General features: G+C 35.9%; 21 protein-coding genes and 1 pseudogene. All 22 read left to right on the top strand.

Going from position 1 to position 25,375, the window contains the following annotated elements; translation table 11 throughout:
* The first annotated feature begins 41 nt into the window (after nt 1-41).
* The 22 genes and pseudogenes from BMW37_RS02645 to BMW37_RS02540 all read left to right on the top strand — a co-directional run bounded on the left by BMW37_RS02645 (nt 42) and on the right by BMW37_RS02540 (nt 25,260).
* Nucleotides 42-326 carry an integration host factor subunit beta gene (locus tag BMW37_RS02645; protein WP_093317589.1) on the top strand — a complete coding sequence of 95 codons (285 nt, stop codon included), beginning with the start codon at nt 42-44 and terminating at the stop codon, nt 324-326.
* Between the two features lie 158 nt (nt 327-484).
* On the top strand, nt 485-2,221 hold the full coding sequence (gene ilvI, locus BMW37_RS02640; RefSeq protein WP_093317587.1) for an acetolactate synthase 3 large subunit: 1,737 nt from the start codon (nt 485-487) through the stop codon (nt 2,219-2,221).
* A gap of 2 nt (nt 2,222-2,223) precedes the next feature.
* Entirely contained in the window at nt 2,224-2,718 is a 495-nt protein-coding gene (ilvN, locus tag BMW37_RS02635; protein WP_093317586.1) for an acetolactate synthase small subunit, read from the top strand.
* 334 nt (nt 2,719-3,052) lie between these two features.
* Nucleotides 3,053-3,511 carry a division/cell wall cluster transcriptional repressor MraZ gene (gene mraZ / locus BMW37_RS02630; RefSeq protein ID WP_093317725.1) on the top strand — a complete coding sequence of 153 codons (459 nt, stop codon included), beginning with the start codon at nt 3,053-3,055 and terminating at the stop codon, nt 3,509-3,511.
* Between the two features lie 23 nt (nt 3,512-3,534).
* Nucleotides 3,535-4,494, top strand: coding sequence for a 16S rRNA (cytosine(1402)-N(4))-methyltransferase RsmH (rsmH, locus tag BMW37_RS02625; RefSeq protein WP_093317584.1), 960 nt, complete (start codon nt 3,535-3,537; stop codon nt 4,492-4,494).
* Between the two features lies 1 nt (nt 4,495).
* Nucleotides 4,496-4,819 (top strand): cell division protein FtsL, encoded by a 324-nt coding sequence (ftsL, locus tag BMW37_RS02620; RefSeq protein WP_093317583.1) that lies wholly within the window; start codon nt 4,496-4,498, stop codon nt 4,817-4,819.
* Nucleotides 4,820-4,922: 103 nt separating this feature from the next.
* Nucleotides 4,923-6,704, top strand: a complete 1,782-nt coding sequence (gene ftsI / locus BMW37_RS02615) for a peptidoglycan glycosyltransferase FtsI (RefSeq protein WP_093317581.1) — start codon at nt 4,923-4,925, stop codon at nt 6,702-6,704.
* On the top strand, nt 6,704-8,242 hold the full coding sequence (murE, locus tag BMW37_RS02610) for a UDP-N-acetylmuramoyl-L-alanyl-D-glutamate--2,6-diaminopimelate ligase (RefSeq protein WP_245711005.1): 1,539 nt from the start codon (nt 6,704-6,706) through the stop codon (nt 8,240-8,242). Before ftsI ends, murE begins: the two co-directional genes overlap by 1 nt.
* Nucleotides 8,239-9,804: a Mur ligase family protein gene (locus BMW37_RS02605; RefSeq protein WP_093317580.1), complete on the top strand. Its 1,566-nt coding sequence runs from the start codon at nt 8,239-8,241 to the stop codon at nt 9,802-9,804. The genes murE and BMW37_RS02605 overlap by 4 nt, the downstream gene beginning before the upstream one ends.
* Nucleotides 9,805-9,807: 3 nt before the next feature.
* Nucleotides 9,808-10,890: a phospho-N-acetylmuramoyl-pentapeptide-transferase gene (mraY, locus tag BMW37_RS02600; protein ID WP_093317578.1), complete on the top strand. Its 1,083-nt coding sequence runs from the start codon at nt 9,808-9,810 to the stop codon at nt 10,888-10,890.
* A 69-nt stretch (nt 10,891-10,959) separates the two neighbouring features.
* Nucleotides 10,960-12,285, top strand: a complete 1,326-nt coding sequence (gene murD, locus BMW37_RS02595) for a UDP-N-acetylmuramoyl-L-alanine--D-glutamate ligase (protein WP_093317577.1) — start codon at nt 10,960-10,962, stop codon at nt 12,283-12,285.
* A gap of 134 nt (nt 12,286-12,419) precedes the next feature.
* Nucleotides 12,420-13,607 carry a putative lipid II flippase FtsW gene (ftsW, locus tag BMW37_RS02590; protein ID WP_093317575.1) on the top strand — a complete coding sequence of 396 codons (1,188 nt, stop codon included), beginning with the start codon at nt 12,420-12,422 and terminating at the stop codon, nt 13,605-13,607.
* Nucleotides 13,604-14,674: an undecaprenyldiphospho-muramoylpentapeptide beta-N-acetylglucosaminyltransferase gene (gene murG, locus BMW37_RS02585; protein WP_093317574.1), complete on the top strand. Its 1,071-nt coding sequence runs from the start codon at nt 13,604-13,606 to the stop codon at nt 14,672-14,674. The genes ftsW and murG overlap by 4 nt, the downstream gene beginning before the upstream one ends.
* A 141-nt stretch (nt 14,675-14,815) precedes the next feature.
* On the top strand, nt 14,816-16,219 hold the full coding sequence (gene murC, locus BMW37_RS02580; protein WP_281241256.1) for a UDP-N-acetylmuramate--L-alanine ligase: 1,404 nt from the start codon (nt 14,816-14,818) through the stop codon (nt 16,217-16,219).
* A 99-nt stretch (nt 16,220-16,318) separates the two neighbouring features.
* Nucleotides 16,319-17,245, top strand: a complete 927-nt coding sequence (locus tag BMW37_RS02575) for a D-alanine--D-alanine ligase (RefSeq protein ID WP_093317571.1) — start codon at nt 16,319-16,321, stop codon at nt 17,243-17,245.
* Nucleotides 17,246-17,275: 30 nt separating this feature from the next.
* The gene (locus BMW37_RS02570; protein ID WP_093317570.1) at nt 17,276-18,088 is read left to right on the top strand and encodes a cell division protein FtsQ/DivIB; all 813 of its coding nucleotides are present in this window, start codon (nt 17,276-17,278) and stop codon (nt 18,086-18,088) included.
* Nucleotides 18,089-18,263: 175 nt separating this feature from the next.
* Complete coding sequence (gene ftsA, locus BMW37_RS02565; protein ID WP_093317723.1) at nt 18,264-19,520, top strand: cell division protein FtsA; 1,257 nt, start codon at nt 18,264-18,266, stop codon at nt 19,518-19,520.
* Nucleotides 19,521-19,580: 60 nt separating this feature from the next.
* Nucleotides 19,581-20,544 (top strand): annotated as a pseudogene (ftsZ, locus tag BMW37_RS02560) (cell division protein FtsZ); the annotation flags it as partial.
* A gap of 212 nt (nt 20,545-20,756) precedes the next feature.
* Nucleotides 20,757-21,677 carry a UDP-3-O-acyl-N-acetylglucosamine deacetylase gene (lpxC, locus tag BMW37_RS02555; RefSeq protein ID WP_093317567.1) on the top strand — a complete coding sequence of 307 codons (921 nt, stop codon included), beginning with the start codon at nt 20,757-20,759 and terminating at the stop codon, nt 21,675-21,677.
* 78 nt (nt 21,678-21,755) lie between these two features.
* On the top strand, nt 21,756-22,622 hold the full coding sequence (gene pbpG, locus BMW37_RS02550) for a D-alanyl-D-alanine endopeptidase (protein ID WP_093317566.1): 867 nt from the start codon (nt 21,756-21,758) through the stop codon (nt 22,620-22,622).
* Nucleotides 22,623-22,642: 20 nt separating this feature from the next.
* On the top strand, nt 22,643-23,686 hold the full coding sequence (locus BMW37_RS02545; RefSeq protein ID WP_093317565.1) for an AI-2E family transporter: 1,044 nt from the start codon (nt 22,643-22,645) through the stop codon (nt 23,684-23,686).
* A gap of 35 nt (nt 23,687-23,721) precedes the next feature.
* Nucleotides 23,722-25,260 carry a methyl-accepting chemotaxis protein gene (locus tag BMW37_RS02540; RefSeq protein WP_093317563.1) on the top strand — a complete coding sequence of 513 codons (1,539 nt, stop codon included), beginning with the start codon at nt 23,722-23,724 and terminating at the stop codon, nt 25,258-25,260.
* Nucleotides 25,261-25,375 lie beyond the last annotated feature (115 nt).

Below are 25,375 nucleotides of genomic sequence, written 5' to 3'. Positions count from 1 at the left end.
TAGCGCACTGCTATCACACAATTACTCATGAGGTTAATATTATGACAAAATCTGAATTAATCGAGCGTTTAGTTAGTCAATTTAACGAACTGAGCGTTGCTGAAACAGAATCATCTGTAAAAGAAGTTTTAGAATTAATGTCTTCAAACTTAGCTTCAGGTGAAAGAATTGAAATCCGTGGATTTGGAAGTTTTTCTCTTCATCATAGAGCACCTAGAATTGCACGTAATCCAAAAACTGGTGATAAAGTAAAATTAGAAGATAAATTTATACCACATTTTAAACCTGGAAAAGAATTACGTGAGAGAGTTAACACTCTTAGCTAAAGCTAATATATTTTAAGAGACACCCTAGTGATTGACTTAACCTAGTATTTAAGTCAATGCCTAGGGTGTTTTTTGTTTTACAAGATAAATACTAGGGAAAGTGCTAGAAAATTAAATGGATGCATCATGTGGTAATTAAAAAATAATAGAGGTCCAAAATGGAAATGTTATCTGGCGGAGAGATGTTGATAAGGTCATTGACCGATCAAGGTGTAAAATACGTATTTGGTTATCCTGGTGGTGCTGTACTTGATATTTATGACGCAATCCATACCGTAGGTGGGATAGATCATATTTTAGTACGTCATGAACAAGCTGCCGTTCATATGGCTGATGGTTATGCAAGGGCAACTGGGGATGTAGGGGTTGTATTAGTCACCTCAGGTCCTGGCGCTACTAATGCGATTACTGGTATTGCTACTGCATACATGGACTCTATTCCGCTTGTAATTATTTCAGGACAAGTACCAAGTAGTTTAATAGGGTATGATGCATTCCAAGAATGTGACATGGTTGGAATTTCAAGGCCTATTGTTAAACATAGTTTTATGGTTAAGCATGCTGAAGAAATTCCAGAGCTAATAAAAAAAGCATTTTATATCGCCTCAACTGGAAGACCAGGGCCTGTTGTTATTGATATTCCAAAAGATACAGTGAATCCAGCTTTGAAATTTCCTTATGTATTTCCTAAAACTGTTAGTATGCGTTCATATAATCCTACAACTCAAGGACATAAAGGACAAATCAAACGAGCTGTTCAAACACTAATGGATGCTAAAAAACCAGTTATGTATGTTGGTGGTGGGGCAATTACAGCTGGCTGTCATGCAAAATTAATTAAAATTAGTGAGAGATTAAATTTACCTGTTGCAAGCTCTCTAATGGGGTTAGGTGCATTCCCAGCAACACATAAAAATAGTGTTGGCATGCTAGGGATGCATGGCACTTATGAAGCAAATATGACCATGCATGATGCAGATGTTATTTTTGCAGTAGGGGTAAGGTTTGACGATAGAACAACCAATAATTTAACTAAATATTGTCCAAATGCGACAGTTATTCATATTGATATTGATCCTACTTCGATCTCAAAAACAGTAACAGCACATATTCCTATTGTAGGGGATGCGAAAAATATCTTGGCAAAATTAGTCGAAGGTTTGGATGAAAGTTCACACAAACAAGATAAAACAGCAATCAATACTTGGTGGGAATCAATTGAACAATGGCGTAGTAAAAACTGCCTAGAATTCAATCGCAATATGACAGTTACAAAGCCACAAGCTGCAATTGAGATGATATATAAATTGACAGAAGGTGATGCTTATATCACTTCTGATGTAGGCCAACATCAAATGTTTGCCGCTTTATATTATCCCTTCGATAAACCAAGACGTTGGATAAACTCAGGTGGTTTAGGTACGATGGGATTTGGTTTGCCGGCAGCACTTGGTGTTAAGTTAGCTTTCCCAGAAAAAACGGTTATTTGTGTGACAGGTGACGGTAGTATTCAAATGAATATCCAAGAATTATCAACTGCTATGCAATATAATTTACCAGTTATTGTATTAAATTTAAACAACCGTTATTTAGGTATGGTGAAGCAGTGGCAAGATATGATTTACTCTGGCAGGCATTCGCACTCTTATATGGACTCATTACCTGATTTTATTAAATTAGCTGAAGCATATGGCCATATAGGTATACAAATTAATACCCCTGAAGAACTAGAGCCTAAATTAAAAGAAGCACTCAGTTACAAAGATAAATTAGTTTTTGTTGATGTTATTACAGATGAAACTGAGCATGTCTATCCAATGCAAATCAGAGGCGGTGCTATGAATGAGATGTGGCTAAGCAAAACTGAAAATACACTAAGCTCAGAGGGGAACTAATCATGCGTCGTAGAATTATATCAGTACTTTTAGAAAATGAGTCAGGTGCGCTATCTAGGGTAGTTGGATTATTTTCACAGCGTGGCTATAACATTGATAGTCTAACAGTTGCTCCAACAGATGACCCAACGCTTTCAAGGATAACTATCCAAACAGTCGCAGATAATAAAGATGTTGAGCAAATTGAAAAACAGCTTCATAAACTTATTGATGTGTTAAGAGTGACAGAACTTGTACCCGATCAATATGTTGAACGTGAAATTATGCTTGTTAAAGTGAAAACAGCAGGTCATGCAAGAAGCGAAGTTAAAGATATTGCAGATATTTTTAGGGCGCAAATTGTTGATGTTACTTCTAAGCTATATACTGTTCAATTAGTTGGAACTAGTGCAAAGTTAGATGCATTTAATCATGCAATTGGAGAGGTAGCTGAGATTGTTGAAGTTGTTCGCTCTGGAATTGTTGGAATTGCTCGTGGAGATAAGATAATCAGGTAACTAAAAGATATAAATAAAACAATAATATAAAAAACCGCAAACAGAAATGTTGCGGTTTTTTTTTGCTTGCTTGTAACATATTGTAAAAAATATATTTTATCAGTAATACTGTATGAAATTACAGTAATAAAAAATAATGGTAACGAATTTTACAATTTAAATTGGTGTAAATTAAAAGGAAATGAATAAAAAAGTGGGGAAATGTGGTATAAAGTGGTAGAAAATCCCACTGAATTGAAATGAGTCATTCTAAATTAGGATTGTAAATGAGTAACACTGTAAATTGCCGTGCTGATTGAATAGAAATAATGAGATAAAAATACATGGTGGCGAATTGTTAAGAGGTGCATCAGCAGTTAATCTTGATAATAAAGGGCGTATCGCTATACCGACACGTTATCGAGATGAGCTAACAGAGCAAAATGAAGGTCAATTAGTCTGCACAATTGATCTCCACCAGCCCTGTCTGTTGTTGTATCCACTTGCACAATGGGAAGTGATCGAAAAAAAATTAGCTACGTTATCAAGTTTAGATCCGACAGAAAGACGAGTTAAGCGACTACTCTTAGGACATGCAAGTGAATGTCAAATGGATAGTGCCGGTAGAGTATTGATTGCGCCTACTTTAAGGCAACATGCAAACTTAGATAAATCTATTATGTTAGTCGGACAATTAAATAAATTTGAAGTGTGGTGTGAAGCTGCGTGGCAGGCACAAATTGATGCAGATATAGAAGCTGAAAAAGCAATGGAATCAGTGCTAACAGATAGATTAAGAGATTTTTCATTATAACAGGTCAGCATGAGCAATATAGAATGAATGATTTAAAAGTACATACACCAGAGTATTTACATCAGACTGTAATGCTTAATGAAGCGGTAGATGCATTAAATGTTAAAGCTAATGGAATCTATATTGACGGTACATTTGGCAGAGGAGGGCATAGCCGTCTTTTACTTTCTAAATTATCAGACCAAGGGCGATTAATTGTTGTTGATAGAGATCTTAGAGCAATTGATGCAGCAAGAAAACTGAATGATAAGAGATTAACCATCATCCATGATGGCTTTGCTAATTTAAGTGCTCATATAGATGAATTGGGGTTAATGGGACACGTTGATGGGTTGTTGCTAGATTTAGGCGTGTCTTCTCCTCAGCTTGATGATGCAGAGCGTGGATTTTCATTCATGCGTGATGGACCATTAGATATGCGAATGGATACTACTCGCGGATTGAGTGCTGAAAAATGGTTGCAATTAGCAACTGAACAAGAAATTGAAACAGTTTTAAAAGAGTATGGTGAAGAACGTTTTGCAAAACGTATTGCGGCAGCTATTGTCTTAAGAATGCAAACTAATTCTATGACAAGGACATTAGAACTAGCTAATTTAGTGGCAAGTACTGTGCCTATCAAAGATAAAAATAAACACCCAGCCACGCGTACTTTCCAAGCTATACGAATGAAAGTTAATGAAGAGCTTCAGCAAATTGAATCAGTATTAAGTGATTCTTTGGATATATTAAAAAAAGAAGGGCGATTGAGTGTAATTACCTTTCACTCATTAGAAGATAGGTTAGTGAAAAATTTTATTCGTAATCATTCACGGTTACCTAGTTTACCAAGAGGGTTACCACTTACTACCGAACAAATTTCGCAAAGGGCTATGGCGTTAAAATTACGTGAAATCCCAAAGAAAAAACCATCTAAAGAAGAAATTAATTCTAACAATCGCTCTAGAAGTGCGATGCTTAGAATTGCAGAAAAATTAATCTAATATGGCTAAAACGAAAAGTTTAATTAGAATCATTGGTAATGATTTTTTAAGAAGATCAAAACTAACTATTTTGTTATTTATTGGTGTGATCATTACTACTCTAATGACAATTTTAACTACCAATGAAACTCGTATATTAAGACATGAACAAGAAAAAAACACTGTCGTAAAGCGGTCATTAGATATTGAAATGCGCAATTTAATATTAGAAGAAAATACGCTAGGTGAACAGAAAAGAATAGAGTCGATAGCAACTCAAGGTTTAAAAATGGAACATATTGTCCCTGAAAATGAAAGGATTCTGATGATTCCACCAAGACCATAAGGGATAGTAAAATTAATATAAAAAGCAACTATTTGGCAAAATATTCTATAGGTCAGATAGGTAACGTAGTTGATATAACATTTAATATATAAGACAGAAAAAAATGAACGTAGCTTACCATAAAAAAAACTTGCGAAAAGAAACGCCTAAAGCAAATCAAAGTTGGCGATTTATGATCGTTTATACCGTATTAGGAGCGGTATTCATTTGTCTAGCATCTTATATAGCTATGATACAAATTATTTCGCCTGAGTATTCTATTGCGCAAGCTAATAAAAGGTCATTGCGAGTGCAAGAGATCCCCCCTACAAGAGGCATGATAACTGATAGGGAGGGTAGACCATTTGCAGTGAGTATCCCTGTTAAAGCTGTTTGGATTGATCCTAAATTTGTTTTAGAACAAGGTGGGGTAGAGCATAACGATAAATGGCAAGCACTTGCTGATACACTTGGCATTACTGTACAGGAAATTTTAGCTAAAGTGGCTGATAACCCTTCAAGTCGATTTACCTATCTTGCGAGACAAGTTTCGATTGAGAAAGCAAACTACATTCAACAATTAAAGCTAAAAGGTATTGGTTTTAAAGAGGAATCTAAACGTTATTACCCTACAGGACCATTAGTAGCGCAAATCGTTGGAATCACTAACCGTGATGAAAAAGGGATAGAAGGTATAGAACTCAGTTTTGAAAATTGGTTGCAAGGTGTGCCAGGAGAGCGAACAATTCGTAAAGATAAATCTGGTCGAGTCGTTGAAACCTTGGATACAATAGATAGTTTATCAGGACAAAATTTAACTTTGAGTATCGATGAACGTCTGCAAAATATTGTATTTCGTGAAATCAGCAAAGCGGTTGAAGTAAATAAGGCAGTAGCAGCCACAGCGGTATTGCTTGATGTGCATACAGGTGAAGTATTAGCGATGGCAAGTGCACCGACTTATAATCCTAATATGAGACAAAGTGTTGATGATGATTTAAAACGAAATAGAGCAATTACCGATGTGTTCGAACCAGGATCAACTGTTAAGCCATTAGTTGTGATGGCAGGGTTAGAACGCGGTGTTATCCAGCCAAATACGGTTTTAAATACTATGCCATTTGTAGTAAATGGCAAGCAAATTAAGGACGTTTCTAGACAAGCTCAACTATCTATTACAGGAGTATTACAAAAATCAAGTAATACAGGTGTCTCTCGCATTGCCTTAGCTTTGCAACCAGATGATTTAGTGGATATATATAAAAAGTTTGGGTTTGCACAGCCCACTAGATTAGGATTAGTTGGTGAGCAATCTGGATATTATCCAACAAAAAATAGGTGGTCAGATATTGAACGAGCATCATTTTCTTATGGGTATGGATTGATGATAACACCTATGCAACTTGCTAAAGCTTACGCGACAATTGGGAGCTATGGGATCTCAAGACCACTTTCAATTACTCGAGTTGATCCCCCTGTTTCTGGTGAACAAGTTTTCAATCCAGACACGGTCAGAACTGTACTACACATGATGGAAACTGTGACCCATCCTGGTGGCGGTGGGGTTAAAGCTGCGGTAAAAGATTATCGAGTTGCCGTGAAAACAGGGACAGCTAAAAAAGTTGAAAACGGAGTATATGTTGATAAATATATTGCATATACAGCCGGAGTCGCACCTGTGAGTAATCCTCGTTATTCTCTTGTTGTTGTGATTAATGAACCAAGCGCTGGTGAATATTTTGGTGGTGCAGTTTCTGCTCCAGTATTTAGCTCAATCATGGGTGGTGTTCTTAGAACTATGAATATTCCGCCAGACGGAATAGAAATGTCGATTGAAGATCCTAAAATTGTAGTCAATACCCCGCAACCAGTAACGCTTAAAAACAGTCGAGCTGTGGGGGGCTAATGAATTATTCACCTAAAACATCGATGAAATTATTGGCTCTAATAGATAAATTAGAACTAAAGTTAGAGGTTCAAGGCCGTGAGCGTTTACTTCAATTAAATACTGTAATTGAACACTTAACGCTTGACAGCCGTGATGCTACTCATGGAAGTCTTTTTTTTGCTGTGCCAGGTACAAGTTTAGATGGTAGGAATTTTATTGGATCGGCAATTGAACAAGGTGCTAGTGCTATTTTTATAGAGTCGGCAACTGATAAGGTATTTGAAATTACATGGCATAATGATACGCCACTAATTGAAATTCCTAACCTTACCAAACGTTTATCTGAAATTGTTGGGTATTTTTATTCAAATTCATCATTAGAAATGAAGTGTATTGGTATAACAGGCACTAATGGAAAAACAACTACAAGTCAACTAGTTGCTATGTGGGTGAGCTTGTTAAATCAAAAAGCTGCAGTGATGGGTACAATTGGTAATGGCCTATTTGGTGAATTAACAGCAAGTAACAATACAACACCCTCGGCACTCGACATACAATTTAATTTATCAAAGTATAATGATTTAGGTGCTGCACTCTGTGCTATGGAAGTTTCTTCCCATGGTCTTGTACAGCATAGAGTTGAGTCTATTTGTTTTGATGCAGTTGCTTTTTTAAATTTGAGCAGAGATCATTTAGATTATCATGGTACGATGATTGAATATGAAGCTGCAAAGTTTAGATTGTTTAATGAATTGAGTTCACAACATAAAATTATTAATATTGATGATGCAATTGGAGAAAGATGGTTCAAATTATTCCCAGAGGCAACGGCTGTTTCTTTAGAATTCGAAAAATTTAGCAAAACGGTTACTTCAAATTTTGTTTTTGCAAAATCAATACACTATCATCAAAACGGCGCTGATATAGAGCTAGTTAGTTCTTATGGAAAGGCTAGGATAACCAGTCAGTTATTAGGAGAGTTTAATGTCACTAATCTATTAAGTGCAATGGCGATATTACTCTCAATAGGCTATGAATTTGATAAATTAGTTAGCGTTGTACATCTGTTAAAGCCAGTTGCCGGTAGAATGGAAGTATTCGCCAAACCTAATAAGGCTACAGTTGTTGTTGATTATGCTCATACCCCTGATGCTTTAGAAAAAGCACTACTAGCGTTAACCATTCACCAAACGGGTAAGTTATGGTGTGTATTTGGTTGTGGAGGTGATAGGGATAAAGGTAAACGCCCTTTAATGGCTGCAATTGCAGAGCAATATGCTGATAAAGTCATCGTGACGGATGATAATCCACGTACTGAAAATAATACTGAGATAACAAAAGATATTGAGCAAGGTTTTTTAGGTACACATTACCACGTAATTCATGATAGAACAGACGCGATTATTTATGCCCTTAATCATGCACAAGCAAATGATATCGTTTTGATAGCAGGCAAAGGGCATGAAGATTATCAAATTATAGGCCATAAAAAATTAGACTATTCAGATAGGGTTTTAGTCTCACAACTTTATGATAATAAGGTTGGATTAGCATGATTACCTTTAATTATGAATTTTTATTAAAGCAACTTGCTATTATATCGGCGAGTGAAACATCATCTTTAAATAATTCACTAGAGTTTAGGCCAAGTGATGTTGTTATTGATTCTAGAAAAGTGACTAAAGGCAGTCTTTTTATCGCTCTAAAAGGTGATAACTTTGATGGGCACGACTTTATCCAAGATGCATTTTCGAAAGGCGCAAGTCTTGTTATTATGAATGATAATAACAAGGATCAGGTTTTAAATAAGCTTGAACCATATTCTTCAGAATATGTTAATGTTATTACTGTTCTTGATACCAAAATTGCGCTTGGACAAGTTGCTGCATTAGTAAGAAAGTTATCATCTGCAAAAGTTGTTGCATTAACTGGCTCATCAGGTAAAACGTCTGTGAAAGAAATGACGTATAGTATTTTGTCACAAATGGGACGAGTGATTGCAACGCAAGGTAATTTCAATAATGAAATAGGGGTACCTCTTACCTTATTGCAACTCACAGGCCAAGAAGATTATGCAGTTATTGAGCTAGGTGCAAACCACATAGGCGAAATTGCTTATACAGCATCAATGAGTGCACCTCAGTCAGTTTTGATCAATAGCATCTCTGCGGCGCATCTAGAAGGTTTTGGTTCTTTATTAGGTGTTGCTCATGCTAAAAGTGAAATATTTACATTCACCCCGTTGCTTGAGACATCAGCACTTAAGTTCATAAAAACACCAAAAGCATTTAATAACAAAAATGTAGCGCTAATGATGAATGCTGACATTCTTTTAGAAACAAGCATGCTGCATGATGATTCACAATCTATTTCTGCTGTTTGGGCAGATGAAATCAATCTGTTTTGGCAACAAGCTCTAGAAAATCATAAGAATGTGTCATATTTTAGCTCAAAAAGCACCTCGGTTTTAGTTGGATCACAACGATTATCTATAGATTTCACAATCACTAATTTAGTCTTAAAAGGTAATGGCAGCTGCTTTACTCTTAATACACCTAAAGGTAGCATCGAAATCACATTAGGCCTGCTTGGAAAACATGCAATTAGTAACGCATTAGGCGCAGCAGCACTCGCTTTGAGTGTTGGGGCTTCACTTGATGCGATTAAATTTGGTTTAGAGTCGGTAAAACCCGTTTCAGGTCGATTAAATCCAATCTTACTTGCTAAAATTGGGGATCATGAACAATGGCTAATTGATGATAGTTATAATGCAAACGTAGGATCGATGAAAGCTGCTATCGAAACATTATCAGAGTTATCGGGTTATAAAATTTTTGTTGTTGGAGATATGGCTGAATTAGGTGACTATAGTCAAGTCTGCCATAAAACAGTCGGACAGTTTGCATCGCATGCAAATATTGATGCTGTTTATTCTGTTGGCGAGCAAAGTCATTATATTTCAAATCAACATAAAAATGGACGCCATTTTAGTTCAAAAACTGAATTAATTAATACACTAAAAAATGATTTAAAAACTCATTCATCTTCTACTTTCGTTGTTAAAGGCTCAAGAAGTGCCTCAATGGAAGAAATTGTTAAAGCATTAAAGGAGAAATAATCAATGCTTGTTTGGTTAGCCGATTTACTAGTCCCATATTTCACTGTTTTTAATGTTATTTCGTATTTAACATTTAGAGCAATTACGGGGCTGTTAACAGCACTTGTTATTTCTTTATGGTTAGGACCAAAAGTTATTCGTTACCTTCAATCACTACAAATTGGCCAGGTTGTTAGAGAAGATGGTCCTGAATCACACTTAAAAAAAGATGGAACACCTACAATGGGAGGCGTTTTAATCTTATTATCTATCGCTATTTCTGTGTTTTTATGGGCTGATTTATCTAACCCATATGTTTGGTATGCAATGTTTGTGACATTCGCATATGGGGCAATCGGATTTGTGGATGATTACCTTAAAGTTGTGCGTAAAAATAGTAAAGGCCTAATCGCAAGGTGGAAGTATTTTTGGCTTTCTGTTGTAGCATTAATAGCTGCTTTTGTACTTTACGTAACAGGTAAAGATACACATGTTACTATGCTTGTTGTCCCATTTTTTAAGGATGTCATGCCACAGTTAGGTCTGTTATTTATCTTACTTACCTACTTTGTGATTGTAGGCACAGGTAATGCTGTTAATTTAACAGATGGATTAGATGGATTAGCTATCATGCCAACAGTGCTTGTAGCTGCAGGGTTTGGATTAGTTGCATGGGCAACAGGTAATGTGAATTATTCTGCCTATCTACATATTCCCTATATCAGACATGCAGGAGAACTTGCGATTATTTGTACTGCAATAGTAGGTGCTGGATTAGGATTTTTATGGTTTAATACCTACCCTGCCCAAGTATTTATGGGAGATGTAGGCTCATTAGCGCTTGGTGGTGCACTAGGGATTATTGCAGTCTTACTCAGACAAGAGTTTTTATTAGTGATTATGGGCGGGGTATTTGTTGTTGAAGCATTATCAGTTATTTTACAAGTGGGATCTTTTAAATTAAGAGGCCAAAGAATTTTTAGAATGGCACCAATTCATCATCACTATGAATTGAAAGGGTGGCCTGAGCCTCGAGTGATAGTGAGATTTTGGATTATCTCTCTTATGCTAGTACTTATTGGGCTTGCAACATTAAAACTACGTTAAATATTAATGATCTAATCTAGTAAATCATTGGTTATTTTATTTTTTCAGTTAAGGTATAAAGGTAAAACAATGGACTATCAAGGCAAACAAGTTGTTATCATTGGCCTAGGTTTAACTGGCTTGTCATGTTTGGATTATTTTTTATCTCAGGGTGTTACCCCTAAAATAGTAGATACTAGAAAAAAACCTGTTGGGATTGATAAATTACCCCCAGAGATAGAGGTGCATGTAGGTTCACTTAATGCTCAGTGGTTATTAGAGGCTGATTTATTAGTTGTGAGCCCTGGTGTGGCTATCTCTACACCTGAAATTAAAGCTGCGATTGATAAAGGAATTGAAGTTGTAGGTGATGTTGAATTATTTTGCCGTGAGGTCAACCAAGCTAAAGCAAATATTATTGCTATTACTGGATCAAATGGTAAAAGTACAGTCACGACATTAGTCGGTAAAATGGCGAGCTCTGCAAGAATTAAAACGGCTGTTGGTGGCAATATAGGACTACCTGTATTATCTTTTTTAGAAGACAAATATGATCTCTATGTATTAGAGCTTTCAAGCTTTCAATTAGAAACAACCAGCAGCTTACAAGCTAAATCAGCGACGATACTTAATATTAGTGAAGATCATTTAGATAGATATAGTAAAAATCTAGATAAGTATGTAGAAGCTAAACAGAGAATTTATCAAAATGCTACAGTCTGTATTTATCATGAAGGTGATATTTATACCCATCCAAGGCACGCTAAACCTGATGCCAAATTCATCGAATTTGGTGAAAAAGGATGTGCTTATCGATTAGATAAGATAGAGGGTGAACTTTGGTTAATTGTTGAAAATGAACCGCTGATTCGCTGTAGTGAAATTAAAATGACAGGTAGACATAACTATCTGAATGCTTTAGCAGCAGTTGCACTTGCACTCTCGGCAGGAATTTCAAAATCTGTTTGTATTGATACATTAAAGCATTTTAATGGTCTGCCTCATAGGTTCCAGCTTGTTAATGAGGCACATGGGATTAAATGGATAAATGATTCTAAAGCAACGAATGTTGGAAGTGTAGTAGCGGCATTAGATGGTTTAGAAATTTCAGGCACAATGCATCTATTAATGGGTGGGGATAGCAAATCTGCTAATTTAATGCCACTTGCTCCAATTTTAAGGCAAAACAATAAAAAAGTTTATTGCTTTGGTACTGATGGAGAATTGATACATGCAATAAGCCCTGAAAATAGTAACTATTATTATACAATGGAAGAAGCCATGTTTGCCGCTCGTAAGAATGCAAAAGAAGGAGATTGGATTATCTTATCGCCTGCTTGTGCAAGTACCGACCAATTTGATAATTATGAACAACGTGGTCGGGTATTTACAGAGGTTTCTTATAAACTGGCATAAATTAGAATAAATCAATAGTGATAAAATACTTAAGGTGCCAATTTAACAATAAGCACCTTATTTTTTTATCAGTTATTTATAAATTAAACGCAACTTAGGTAGATCAGAACTCCTTCACTTTAGGCAACATTAAGATGTTATTGAATTTTTCAAGATTAAATCTATTTAGTCGTAATAAATTAAAACCAAGACGTGCAGATGTGCTTTATGATTCTGTACTGGTCTGGTGCTCTTTAGTCTTGTTAGCAATAGGATTTTTAATTGTAACATCCGCATCTGTTTATAATCATTCAGGCGATGTTATTTTTTATGCAAAGCGTGATATTGCATACATAGCAATTGCCTTAAGCTGTGGTTTAATTGCTTTAGTCGTGAATATTGGTTTTTTGGAAAGAGCAAGTGGATTTATTTTGTTGTGCTGCTTTTTTTTATTAATTTTAGTTTTAATAATAGGTAGTGAGATAAATGGTGCAAAACGCTGGTTGAGTTTTGGAATCATGAACTTACAACCAGCAGAATTTGCTAAACTTGGATTGTTTTGTTATATGTCGAGTTACTTAGCAAGAAAAGGAGAAGAGGTTCGTAATCGCATTTGGGGATTTTTAAAACCACAGCTAGTTATCGTTCTAATGGCTATTTTCTTATTAATGCAACCAGACTTTGGCACAGTAATTGTTATTTATTTAACAACGTTATCTCTGTTATTTATTTCAGGGGCAAAGCTTTATCAATTTGTTGTACTAGTAGCTTTGGCAAGCATTGCATTTTTGCGTTTGGTTATTTTTACGCCTTATCGACTAGCAAGGTTGACAGCCTATTTGGACCCTTGGGACGATGATATGAAATATAACGAGACATATCAGATTACAAACTCATTAATGGCATTTGGTCGGGGTGGATACTTTGGTGAAGGAATTGGTAACTCAGTTCAAAAATTAGACTATTTACCTGAGGCTCATACTGATTTTGTATTTGCTATTCTAGCTGAAGAGATGGGATATATCGGTGTATTCATCACAATTGTACTACTTCTTGTATTAATTATCAGAGCATTAATGATTACAAAAAAATGTTTATTACAAGAAAAATTGTATGGCGCTTATCTTTCTTTTGCGATAGCAATATGGTTTAGTTTGCAGACTTTCATCAACATAGGCGCTGCGGCAGGTATGTTACCGACTAAAGGGCTAACTCTTCCTCTCATAAGTTATGGAGGGTCTAGTTTATTGGTCATGACCGTTGCGGTTGCTATATTAATTAGAATAGATTTTGAGGCGCGGTTAGATGACGCTCAGGCGTTCGTGAAAGGAAGTCGAGGATGAAAAATCAACCTAGATTGTTAGTTATGGCAGGTGGAACAGGCGGACATATTTTCCCTGCACTCGCTGTAGCACAATATTTAGAACGCCAAGGGTGGAGAATTGATTGGTTAGGGACTCAAGATAGAATGGAGGCAGCCTTAGTACCTAAATATGGTATTAAATTGCATTGCATTGAAGTGCAGGGCTTAAAAGGTAAAAATTTTCTATCATTGATCAAAGCACCTTTAATGTTGTTTAAAGCAATTTTACAAGCTAGAAAAATTATAAATGAGATCAAGCCTGACGTAGTGCTTGGTATGGGCGGGTATGTATCTGGTCCAGGTGGAATTGCTGCATATTTAACTAAAACGCCATTACTTATTCATGAACAAAATGGAGTTGCTGGATTAACTAATCAGTGGTTAAGTAAATTAGCCACAACCGTTATGCAGGCATTTGGAAGCGCTTTTGATCCAAATTACGCAGAAGTAGTCGGAAATCCAGTCAGAGAGATTTTTTTTAAATTACCTTCACCAAGTGAAAGATACCCCTCACGTGTAGGAAAATTAAAGATCTTAATTGTTGGGGGCAGTCAAGGTGCTAAAGTGCTCAATGATGTGATGCCACCAGTTGCAAGTAAATTAAATGAAATGATTACGATAACACATCAAGTAGGTAAGGGGAATGTTGAAAAAGTTAGGCAAGCTTACGCTCAGTATAATATTTTAGATAATATTGTGACAGAGTTTATCGATGATATTCAAAGTGCTTACTTAGAAGCTGATCTGATTATATGTCGTTCAGGTGCTTTAACTGTGAGTGAACTTGCAGCTATTGGTGTGCCAGCTATTTTTGTGCCTTTTATGCATAAAGATAATCAACAATTACTTAATGCCAAGTGGCTAGCTGATAACGATGCAGCTATTATCTTAGAACAAAAGGATCTTACAGCAGATAAATTAACAGAACTTATTACATCGTTAGACAGAACTAAATTACTTGCCATGGCTGAATCTGCAAAACTCAGAAGTATGCCAAATGCAACTAGAAAAGTTGCAGAGAAACTCATTGAGCTTGCTCAAAAATAAATATGTAAATTGAATGACGTAAGAAAATTATTTTAAACTGTAGCAATGCTATTATCTTAACTATTTTAGACACTAATCGTATTATAAGGAAAGTCCGTGAACATAGAAGCCATTACTCGCTTGAGAGCTATAGTCCCAGAAATGCATAAAGTTAAACACATCCATTTTATTGGAATAGGTGGTGCAGGTATGGGCGGAATCGCTGAAGTGTTGGCAAATGAAGGTTACGATATTAGTGGTTCTGATTTAGCTCCTAATGCTGTAACAGATCATCTACATGAACTAGGTGTGACATTACATTTTAATCATAAGCCAGAAAATATTACCGGTGCAAGCGTTGTTGTTGTCTCTAGTGCGATTAATGAGCATAATCCAGAAATAGTTGCAGCAAGAGAATCTAGAATACCAGTTATTCGTAGAGCTGAAATGTTAGCAGAGTTAATGCGTTATCGATACGGAATTGCTATAGCAGGCACTCATGGAAAAACAACCACAACTGCAATGATAACTAATATTTATGCAGAAGCAGGGCTAGATCCTACTTTCGTCAATGGTGGGCTTGTCAAATCAGCTGGTACACATGCCAGATTGGGAATAAGCCGTTATTTAATTGCTGAAGCTGACGAGAGTGATGCCTCTTTTTTACATCTTCAACCAATGGTTTCAGTGGTGACAAACATTGAAGAAGATCATATGGAAACTTACCAAGGAGATGTTGAAAATCTTAAGCAAACATTCATTAGATTTTTACATAATCTTCCTTTTTATGGCCGTGCTGTAGTGTGTTACGATTCACCTTTAGTAAGAGAAATTTTGCCGAAAGTTGGAAGGCATGTGACAAGTTATGGGTTTCATGCTGATGCAGATGTTAGAATAACAGACTTTAATCAATCAGGTTTTGAAACTAAATTTTTAGTTCATAGACGTGATAGAGAGCCATTGCAGGTGCACTTGAATGCACCAGGGCAGCATAATGCACTCAATGCTACTGCTGCTATAAGTGTTGCAACGGAAGAAAATATAGAAGATAGCGCCATATTGCGAGCATTGAATAATTTCCAAGGTACAGGTCGTCGTTTTGATATTCTTGGACAATACCCCCTTATGCCAGTGAATCAAAGCCAAGGGGAAGTAACATTAGTTGATGACTATGGCCATCATCCAACAGAAGTACTTGCAACCATCGATGCAGCAAGAGCAGGTTGGCCTGATAGTCGTATTGTGATGATTTTTCAACCACATCGCTATTCTAGAACAAGGGATCTATATGATGATTTTGTCAATGTACTTGGCCAAGTAGATTTATTGATCATGCTAGATGTTTATTCTGCTGGAGAAGCGCCTATTGCAGGTGCTGACAGTCGTGCATTGTGTAGAGCAATAAGAGGAAGAGGTAAACTCGATCCTATTTATGTACCTGAAATTGAAAATGTGCCATCAGTACTAGCGCCATTATTACAAAATGGAGATTTGATTTTAGTGCAAGGCGCCGGAAATGTAGGTAAGGTTGCAAAAACGTTAGCTAATAATGAACTTGTTGGATAAAAAATAATCCCGTCAAGATGCGTTATTTAAGACCCATAGATATTGAATAAATGTCTGCAGCGATGAAATTAAAATTGAGAATAATGAGAAATTAAAGTTATGTTTACTAAAATTGCAGTGCTTATGGGCGGTGAAAGCTCTGAAAGAGAAGTTTCTTTAAATTCTGGTAAAGCTGTACTCGATGCACTACTAGAAAATGGATTAAATGCAATTGCAATAGATCCAGCTGATTATTCGTTAATTAATTTAAAATCAGACGGATTTACCAGTGCTTTTATTGCGCTTCATGGCAGCGATGGTGAAAATGGAACGGTTCAGGGTGTATTAGATTACCTAAATATTCCATACACTGGAAGCGGAGTTCAAGCCTGTGCTGTAGGATTAAATAAGCATTTTTGTAAGGTATTGTGGAAAGCAGCAGGGTTGCCAGTTGCAGAGTATGTTGCTTTATCACAATCGGAATATCGTGATTTAACTACAGATAAATTAATTGAAAGTGTCAGTAAGCTTGGATTGCCAATTTTTGTTAAACCTAATACAGAGGGTTCTAGTGTTGGTGTTTCAAAGGTATCTGATTATTTGGAACTGAAAGCTGCGCTTGATGAAGCATTTAAATATGATGATTTAGCGTTAATTGAAACTTATTTGCCAGGAGATGAGTTTTCTGTTCCTGTTGTCCTAGGAAAAGTGTACCCGTCGATTAGAATTAAATCTATGAATAGCTTTTATGACTATGAGGCAAAATATATTTTAGATAATACCAACTACCAATGCCCTAGCCTGTTAAGTCAAGAAGAAGAAGCTAAAATTGGGGATATAGCATATAAAGCTTTTAATGTTATTGGATGCCGTGGATGGGCTAGAATTGATTTAATGCAAGATGCTAAAGGTGAATTTGTATTATTAGAGATAAATACATCACCGGGTATGACAAGCCATAGCCTAGTACCAAAGTCTGCAAATTCAATTGGTCAAACATTCCAAGAATTAGTTGCAAAAATAATGGCATCCGCTCAGACATCCTAAGTTCGGTTTAACAATTAAATAGATATAATTATGCATGCACAATACCGAACTAAAAGTTTCTCTAATGATGAATTATTTGAGACAACGAGAATAAGATTTGTTGGTGGAATTGTTTTTTTGCTGATGCTCATATTGAGTGTTTTGATTGCAGCAATTTGGGTATACAAATGGATGGGTGATGAGCAAAGTCAACCGATAGCTGAAATGATTATTTCTGGTGAAAGGTTCTTCACATCAGATGAAGATGTTAGGCAAGCTTTACTTGCTTCTGGAACGCTCAAAACCCTAATGAACCAGGATATTAATGTTTTGAGAACTCAAATTGAGCGATTGCCTTGGATTAAAGAAGTTAAACTAAAAAAACGCTGGCCAAATCGACTTATTATCAATATTGAAGAGTACAAGCCTTATGTAAGATGGAATAAGAATTATCACTTAGATATTGATGCTAATGTATTTAGCATACCGGCTGAGCGAACGATTAAACTTCCACTTGCTTTTTTATTTGGTCCAGATGGCAAAGAAAAAGAAGCATTGAAAGGATATATGGCACTCCAGGCATTATTTAAAAACAATCAAATCGTATTGATGAGTGCTAATATGAGCGATAGGTATTCTTGGTTATTGTCAGTTGTATTAACCACAAATGGACAGCACCAGATTGTAGAAGTTGATTTAGGCAGGACAGACTATATTGGCAGAGCACAGAAATTTATCAATATATTTAGAGAGCTTGAGAAAACACCAGAAGTAAGTCAAAATATAAGACGGATAGATCTACGTTATGAAACTGGTGCAGCTATATCTTGGCATACACCAGCTGATATGAAAGACACACAATAGATCGAAATTTTTTGTTTAATTTACATCACTTGACGTTTTGGGTTTTTATACACGTCATAATAGCGACATAAATGGACGTATTATTGCCCTAATGGCTATTAAAAAATAAAATTAAAGAAGCTAATCAATTCAATGAGTGAAGCCAATGAGTAAATTCAATGATAGAAAAGCCAAAATGGGCTTATATGTAGATAGAAAGCTGATTGTTGGTTTAGAAGTAGGAACAGCAAAAGTGACAGCCGTGGTAGGAGAAGTCTTACCTGATGGCATAATAAATATTATTGGTGTTGGGAATAATCCTTCCCGCGGCGTTGATAAAGGTGGAGTGAATGACTTCGAAGCTGTTGTAGCAAGCGTAAGAAGAACGATTGAAGACGCAGAATTGATGGCTGATTGCCAGATTACCTCTGTTTATTTAGCGCTTTCTGGAAAACATATAGATTGTCAGAATGAAGTAGGAATGGTGCCAATTGCAAATGGTGAAGTAACAGAGGATGATGTCTCGAATGTTGTTCATACTGCTAAAGCGGTAAAAGTGAGCGAAGAAAATCGAATTTTGCATGTCATACCACAAGATTACAAGATTGATTACCAAGAGGGTATAAAAAATCCAATAGGATTATCAGGTGTTAGAATGCAGGCTAAAGTTCATCTGATTACTTGCCATCAAGATATGGCAAAGAATATCACAAAGGCAGTTGAAAAATGTGGTCTGAGTGTTGATCAGTTGATTTTTTCAGGTTTAGCATCAGCACATAGTGTGTTGACTGAAGATGAAAAAGATTTAGGTGTTTGCTTGATTGATATAGGAGCAGGCACGATGGATATCGCTATCTATACTGGTGGTTTTTTGCGCTATTCAGCTGTTATTCCTTACGCAGGCAATCAAGTCACCTCTGATATCGCGTATGCGTTGAGTACACCGCTAAATGATGCGGAAGATATTAAAATTAGGCATGGCTCAGCCATGTCACTATCAGTTAGCCGTGAAGAAACAATTGAAGTTCCAAGTGTAGGAGGGCGTTCTGCTAGAACGCTTCAGCGTGAAACTTTAGCCGGTGTAATTGAAGCACGCTATAAAGAACTCTTATCATTTGCAAATAATGAGGTTTTGAAGGTGCAGAACTCACTTAAAGCTAAAGGCGTAAAGCATCAATTAGCCGCTGGGTTTGTATTAACGGGAGGAGCTGCTCAAATTGAGGGACTAGCTGAATGTGCCGAAAGTGTGTTTCATAATCAAGTCAGAATCGGTACACCACTAAACATTACAGGATTAACTGATTATGCTGCTTCCCCTGCTTTTTCTACCTCTCTTGGGTTGCTTTTTTACGGTAAAAATGTTTTTTCTGACGATGTGGTGGAAAAACAATCAAATATTAAGATAAAATCGTTCTTTAGCAGTGTTAAAAACTGGCTAAAAAAAGAGTTTTAGCTGTATAATAGGGATATTAAATAAATATTAAATTATTAGCGTGTGAGCGGAGAAAATAAAATGTTTGAACCAGTTGAAACGTCAAATCAAGAAGCGGTAATAAAAGTCATTGGAGTAGGTGGTGGCGGTGGTAATGCTGTTGAGCATATGATCCGTGAGCACATAGAAGGTGTTGATTTTTACGTTATCAATACGGATGCTCAAGCATTACGAAAATCAACGGTTAGCCAAACTATCCAGATTGGTAATACCGTTACTAAAGGATTGGGGGCCGGTGCTAATCCAGAAGTAGGGCGTATTTCTGCTGAAGAAAATCGTGAGTCGATTAAGCAAGCACTTGAAGGTGCAGACATGGTTTTTATTGCAGCAGGAATGGGGGGCGGAACGGGAACGGGAGCTGCACCTGTTGTTGCTGATATTGCAAAGGAATTAGGTATATTAACTGTTGCAGTTGTGACTAAACCGTTTAATTTTGAAGGTAATAAACGTCTAGCTCATGCAGAGCAAGGTATCGCTGAGTTATCTAAACATGTTGACTCATTAATTACCATTCCAAATGATAAATTACTTAAAGTGCTTGGTAAAAACATTACATTATTAGATGCTTTCGCGGCAGCAAATGATGTTTTAAGAAGTGCAGTGCAAGGTATTGCAGAGTTAATCACTCGTCCAGGTTTTATGAATGTTGACTTTGCTGACGTAAGAACTGTCATGTCTGAAATGGGATATGCAATGATGGGATCAGCAACTGCTAAAGGTGAAGATCGTGCAGAAGTCGCAGCGCAAAAGGCGACAGCAAGCCCATTATTAGATGATATTGAATTATCTGGTGCAAGGGGTGTGTTAGTTAATATTACTGTAGGATACGATTTTGGTATTGAAGAGTTCCAAACAGTTGGTAATACTATTAAAGCATTTGCATCCGAAAATGCAACAGTTGTAATCGGTACGTCATTTGATCCTGAAATGCAAGATGAATTGAGAGTAACAGTAGTTGCTACTGGTATTAATATGGTTAAGCCAATAGAAAACCAAGTAGTTGTAAATGGCTTAAATAAAACTCAGCCTACGTCTAGTCAAATGGCTCAAAATCAAGCATCAACCTCTAGAGAGTCAGCAGCTGCTTACGAGCGTGCTGTGGGTGGACCAGATACGGCAAGTAAAGAATATGATGTAATCGATATTCCAACATTTTTAAGAAATCAAGCAAATTAATAAATGATATAGGATTTAAGCATGATAACGCAAAGAACCGTCAAAAAAATGACGAAAGCCGTTGGAGTAGGTCTTCATACTGGAAAAAAAGTGACATTAAGCTTTATTCCAGCAAAGGCAAACACAGGCATAATCTACAGAAGGGTTGACTTAAATCCAGCTGTTGATTTTCCGTTAGATGCAAAATCTGTTAAAGATACCTTATTATGCACTTGTTTAGTTAATGAAGATGATGTGCGAGTGTCAACTATTGAACATCTAAATGCTGCACTAGCTGCATTAGGAATCGATAATATTATCATTGAAGTTAACGCACCTGAAATACCAATAATGGATGGTAGTTCAGCACCTTTCATTTTTTTATTACTTGATGCAGGAATTGAAAATTTACCAGCTTTGAAAAAATTCATTAAAGTTAAAGAAACAGTTCGTGTTGAAGAAGGTGATAAATGGGCTGAAATTAGACCTTACAATGGATTCAAGCTTGATTTTACAATTGATTTTGATCATCCTGTTATCAATAAAACTGGACAACAATTTACATTGGATTTTTCTGCTGATAACTTTATCAATCAAATTAGTCGTGCAAGAACCTTTGGATTTATGAAAGATATTGAGTATTTACAATCTAAAGGACTTTGTCTTGGCGGTAGCTTTGATTGTGCAATTGTCGTTGATGATTACAGAGTCATGAATGAAGATGGATTAAGGTTTGAAGATGAGTTTGTTCGTCATAAAATGCTAGATGCAGTTGGCGATCTATACGTAAGCGGTCACACAATACTAGGTGCATTTAGTGCTTATAAATCTGGACATGCATTAAACAATAAATTGCTACTGCAACTGTTACAGACTGAAAGTGCTTGGGAATGGTCAACATTTGATTCAGAAGTTGAAGTACCATTTAAATTTGTTATTAATAACAATACACTCCTTGCTTAATTAGCAGTGTAGATAAAAGCGGCTCTCAGATAGTCGCTTTTTTTTTGTCTCCATTTTAACCTTATCTTAACTAAATTTATGAAAAAAATAATTGTAGTAATACTATGTTTTATTAGTTTAATATCCCCTTTAGCTGCAAAAGATAAATCTTCTCAATTATTTGAAATTGCATCAACTAGTGCATTAGTATTTGATATGCAAGGACAAGAGGTTCTTTATAGTGAGCAGCCAAATAAAATTGTTCCAATAGCATCAATTACCAAGCTAATGACAGCATTAGTGATTCTTGAAGATAACCAACCATTTGATGAGTTATTGACGGTTGATATCGATAAAACTAAAGAGTTAGTTGGAGTGAAATCAAGGGTAAAAGTTGGTAGTCAACTAAGTAGAAAGGATCTGCTTATTATCATGTTGATGTCATCTGAAAATAGAGCAGCTTCAGCTTTAGCACATCATTATTCTAAGGGATACGATGCTTTTATCACACAAATGAATCGCAAGGCATCAGAGCTTGGTATGATTAATACAAATTTTGTTGAACCGACAGGTTTATCCGAAAAAAATATTTCAACAGCAGAAGATTTAACCCGTTTATTAATCGCGCTTAATAAACAGCCTTTGATTCAACAATGGAGTAGAATAGATACATTTGAAGCAAATTTTCAAAAGCCTTCCTATACTCTCCCCTTTAGAAATACTAATCACCTTGTATTTAATGATAAATGGGATATAAGGTTGACTAAAACGGGATTTACGAATGCAGCAGGACACTGTTTAGTGATGTTAACAACAATCAATAATAAGCAGGTTACATTAGTTGTCTTAGATGCATTTGGTAAGCAAACTCATTTTGCTGATGCAAATAGAATTAAAACATGGCTTGAGACAGGAGAAATTAAGCCAGTGCCCGATTCAGCTAAACAATATAAAAAGACACGATAATATAATAAAAGGACTTGATTATGACGGATGAAAAAAACGAGAGTAATTTGATGTCAGCACGGCAGGTATTATTTATTTTTGCTTCAATAGTAGTCTTATTAGCTGGGATTAAAACAGCCGGATCTATAGTCATTTTGATTTTATTAGCCGCTTTTTTTGCAGTAATTCTGCACCCAGTTGCAGCAAAATTACAACAACTTAAAGTGCCAAGAGGGATAGCTATTACTTTTATTGTGCTTGTTATCATTTCTGTTTTTATGGCAATTATGACAATGTTAGCAAGCTCATTAAATGATTTTATCAGGGCTTATCCTGAATATGCACAAATATTAATGAGTAAACTGAATCAGTTGGAAGTTCAAGCTGCTAAGTTTGATATTCATTTTTCCGCTGAAGAAGTCATGAAAATTTTCGATCCTAGTTCATTATTTACTTTTGCTACCGGATTATTATCACATTTGTCAGGCGCAATGAGCAGAATTTTGTTAGTCACCATGCTATGTGTTTTTATGTTATTTGAAGTACGATTAATTCCGATTAAGTTAAAAAAAGTACTTACTGAGCCTGATGTCAGTATGAAACATTTTCAGCGAGCCGTGAATGCAGTTAGTAAGTATTTATTAATAAAAACTTTTGTTAGTATGGTAACAGGAATTATTATTTGGATATTTTTAACTTATATGGATGTTAGGTTTGCTTTTTTATGGGGTGTTTTAGCATTTGCTCTAAATTTTATCCCTAATGTCGGCTCTATATTAGCTGCAATTTTTCCGATCATCCAAGCTTTATTGTTAGGTGGTTTTTATGATGCTATCATTATCGCAATAGGGTATCTGATTGTTAATATTATTATGGGTAATATAATTGATACCAGATTAATGGGAAAAGGGTTAGGGTTATCTACTTTGACAGTTTTTATGTCGCTTATTTTTTGGGGATGGCTGCTAGGACCAGTAGGAATGTTTTTATCTGTACCACTTACAATTATTATAAAAATTATGCTAGAAAATAATCATCATGGGAAAAAAATTGCCATTTTAATGGGAGATGGTAAATCTATTTAATACTTTTGTATCGAAAACTATAAGGTGATTGCATTATGAATAAAATTAAGTTATCAACAGGGCTATTGCTACTAGTTATCTGCTTTACTATTGTACAGCTTGCAAGTTCTGGAATCAGTTTTAATAGAGCTAAACATGCTTTCCATGGATTTGAAACAACATTAGGTGTAAATGAACAGCATGACACGTTAGTGCAAGCATGGGTTGATATTTTACATACGCAAATTCATCTAAATCAAGCGGCATATTTTAAAGCTATTTCAGATAATGCTAGCTTGGAAAATGCATTGAAGAAAACAGCTGATAGTTTAAATAAAAGTAAATCAAGCTTTGAGGCTTTTTTAGATGTCAACCGTGAGCTTGGTTATAATTCAACTGAAACTGAAGTTATAGCTAAAGAATTTAATGATTTACTATCACTTGTTCTTCAAAAAATGGAAATGATAAGGTCTAATGCAACTCAACCACTTGAGTTAGAAAAATTAGTAACCTTGCAATTAACACTTGAAAATAACATGCAAAATTTTGCGATGAAGATGGATGGAATTGTAGGTAAATTATCCATTCAAAATGAAAAAGAGCATAGTGCCTCGTTAGCTCAACTTATTCTTATCATTATTTTATGTTTAATTGGAACTGTTGGTTCTATTTTTTGGATCAGAAAAGCGATTACACACCCATTAGAAACATTATTATCACAATTTAAATCGATTACTGAAGGTGATTTGACGCAATCTATACAAAGTGAAGGTAGTGCTGAAATGGTCAGAATATTCAGTTATTTTAAAAAAATGCAAAGCTATTTAATAGAAACAGTGAGTGCAGTGCGCGATTCAACTCATATCATGGTTGATGGAGTGACGGACATGATGAAACGAAATACTGAAGTAGCAGCAAGAACCGATCAACAAGCAGCAGCTCTTGAACAAACAGCATCGAGTATGGTTGAACTTACGTCAACTGTTAAATTAAATGCCCAAAGTGCACATGCTGCAGCTGAAGTTGCAGCAGAAACATCTAAAGCGGCACAAAAAGGCGGGGAGATTACACAGTCTGTAGTAACAACTATGGCCGAAATTTCGGAAAGCTCTCATAAGATAGGTGCTATCACAGCAGTGATTGATGGTATTGCATTTCAAACAAATATCCTAGCATTAAATGCCGCTGTTGAAGCAGCAAGAGCAGGGGAACAAGGTAGAGGTTTTGCGGTTGTTGCTGGTGAAGTCAGAAATCTAGCACAAAGAAGTGCCCAAGCAGCAAGAGAAATTAAAGCATTGATAGATGATTCAATCCTCCACGTTGAAAAAGGTGTTGAACTTGTTCAAAATGCAGGAGTTACTATCGATGAAATTGTCACAGCTGTCGAAAAAGTTACTGAAAATATTGGTAATATTTCAGACTCTTCAGATGAGCAAAGCAGAGGCATAGATATGATTGCTCAAGCCGTGAACGAAATGGAGAGGGTAATCCATGAAAGTAGCGATTTAATGCATGTATTAGAGCAAGAAAGTATGGAACTTGATAACGAAGCTGATAAGCTCTCTGCTGCTGTAGCTATGTTTAAGCTAGCTTAAGTAAATTTAGTTTACCTAGAGGGCCATGGTACAATTCATGGCTCTTTTGTACTTAGTATTTAATTGTCTTTTTAATACTCACCTTTCACTTACATCCAACAGTAGAATGCTTACT

Source organism: Thorsellia anophelis DSM 18579 (genome assembly GCF_900111395.1).
GTDB classification, from domain to species: Bacteria; Pseudomonadota; Gammaproteobacteria; order Enterobacterales; family Thorselliaceae; genus Thorsellia; species Thorsellia anophelis.
This window is presented reverse-complemented; position numbering and strand designations above follow the sequence as displayed.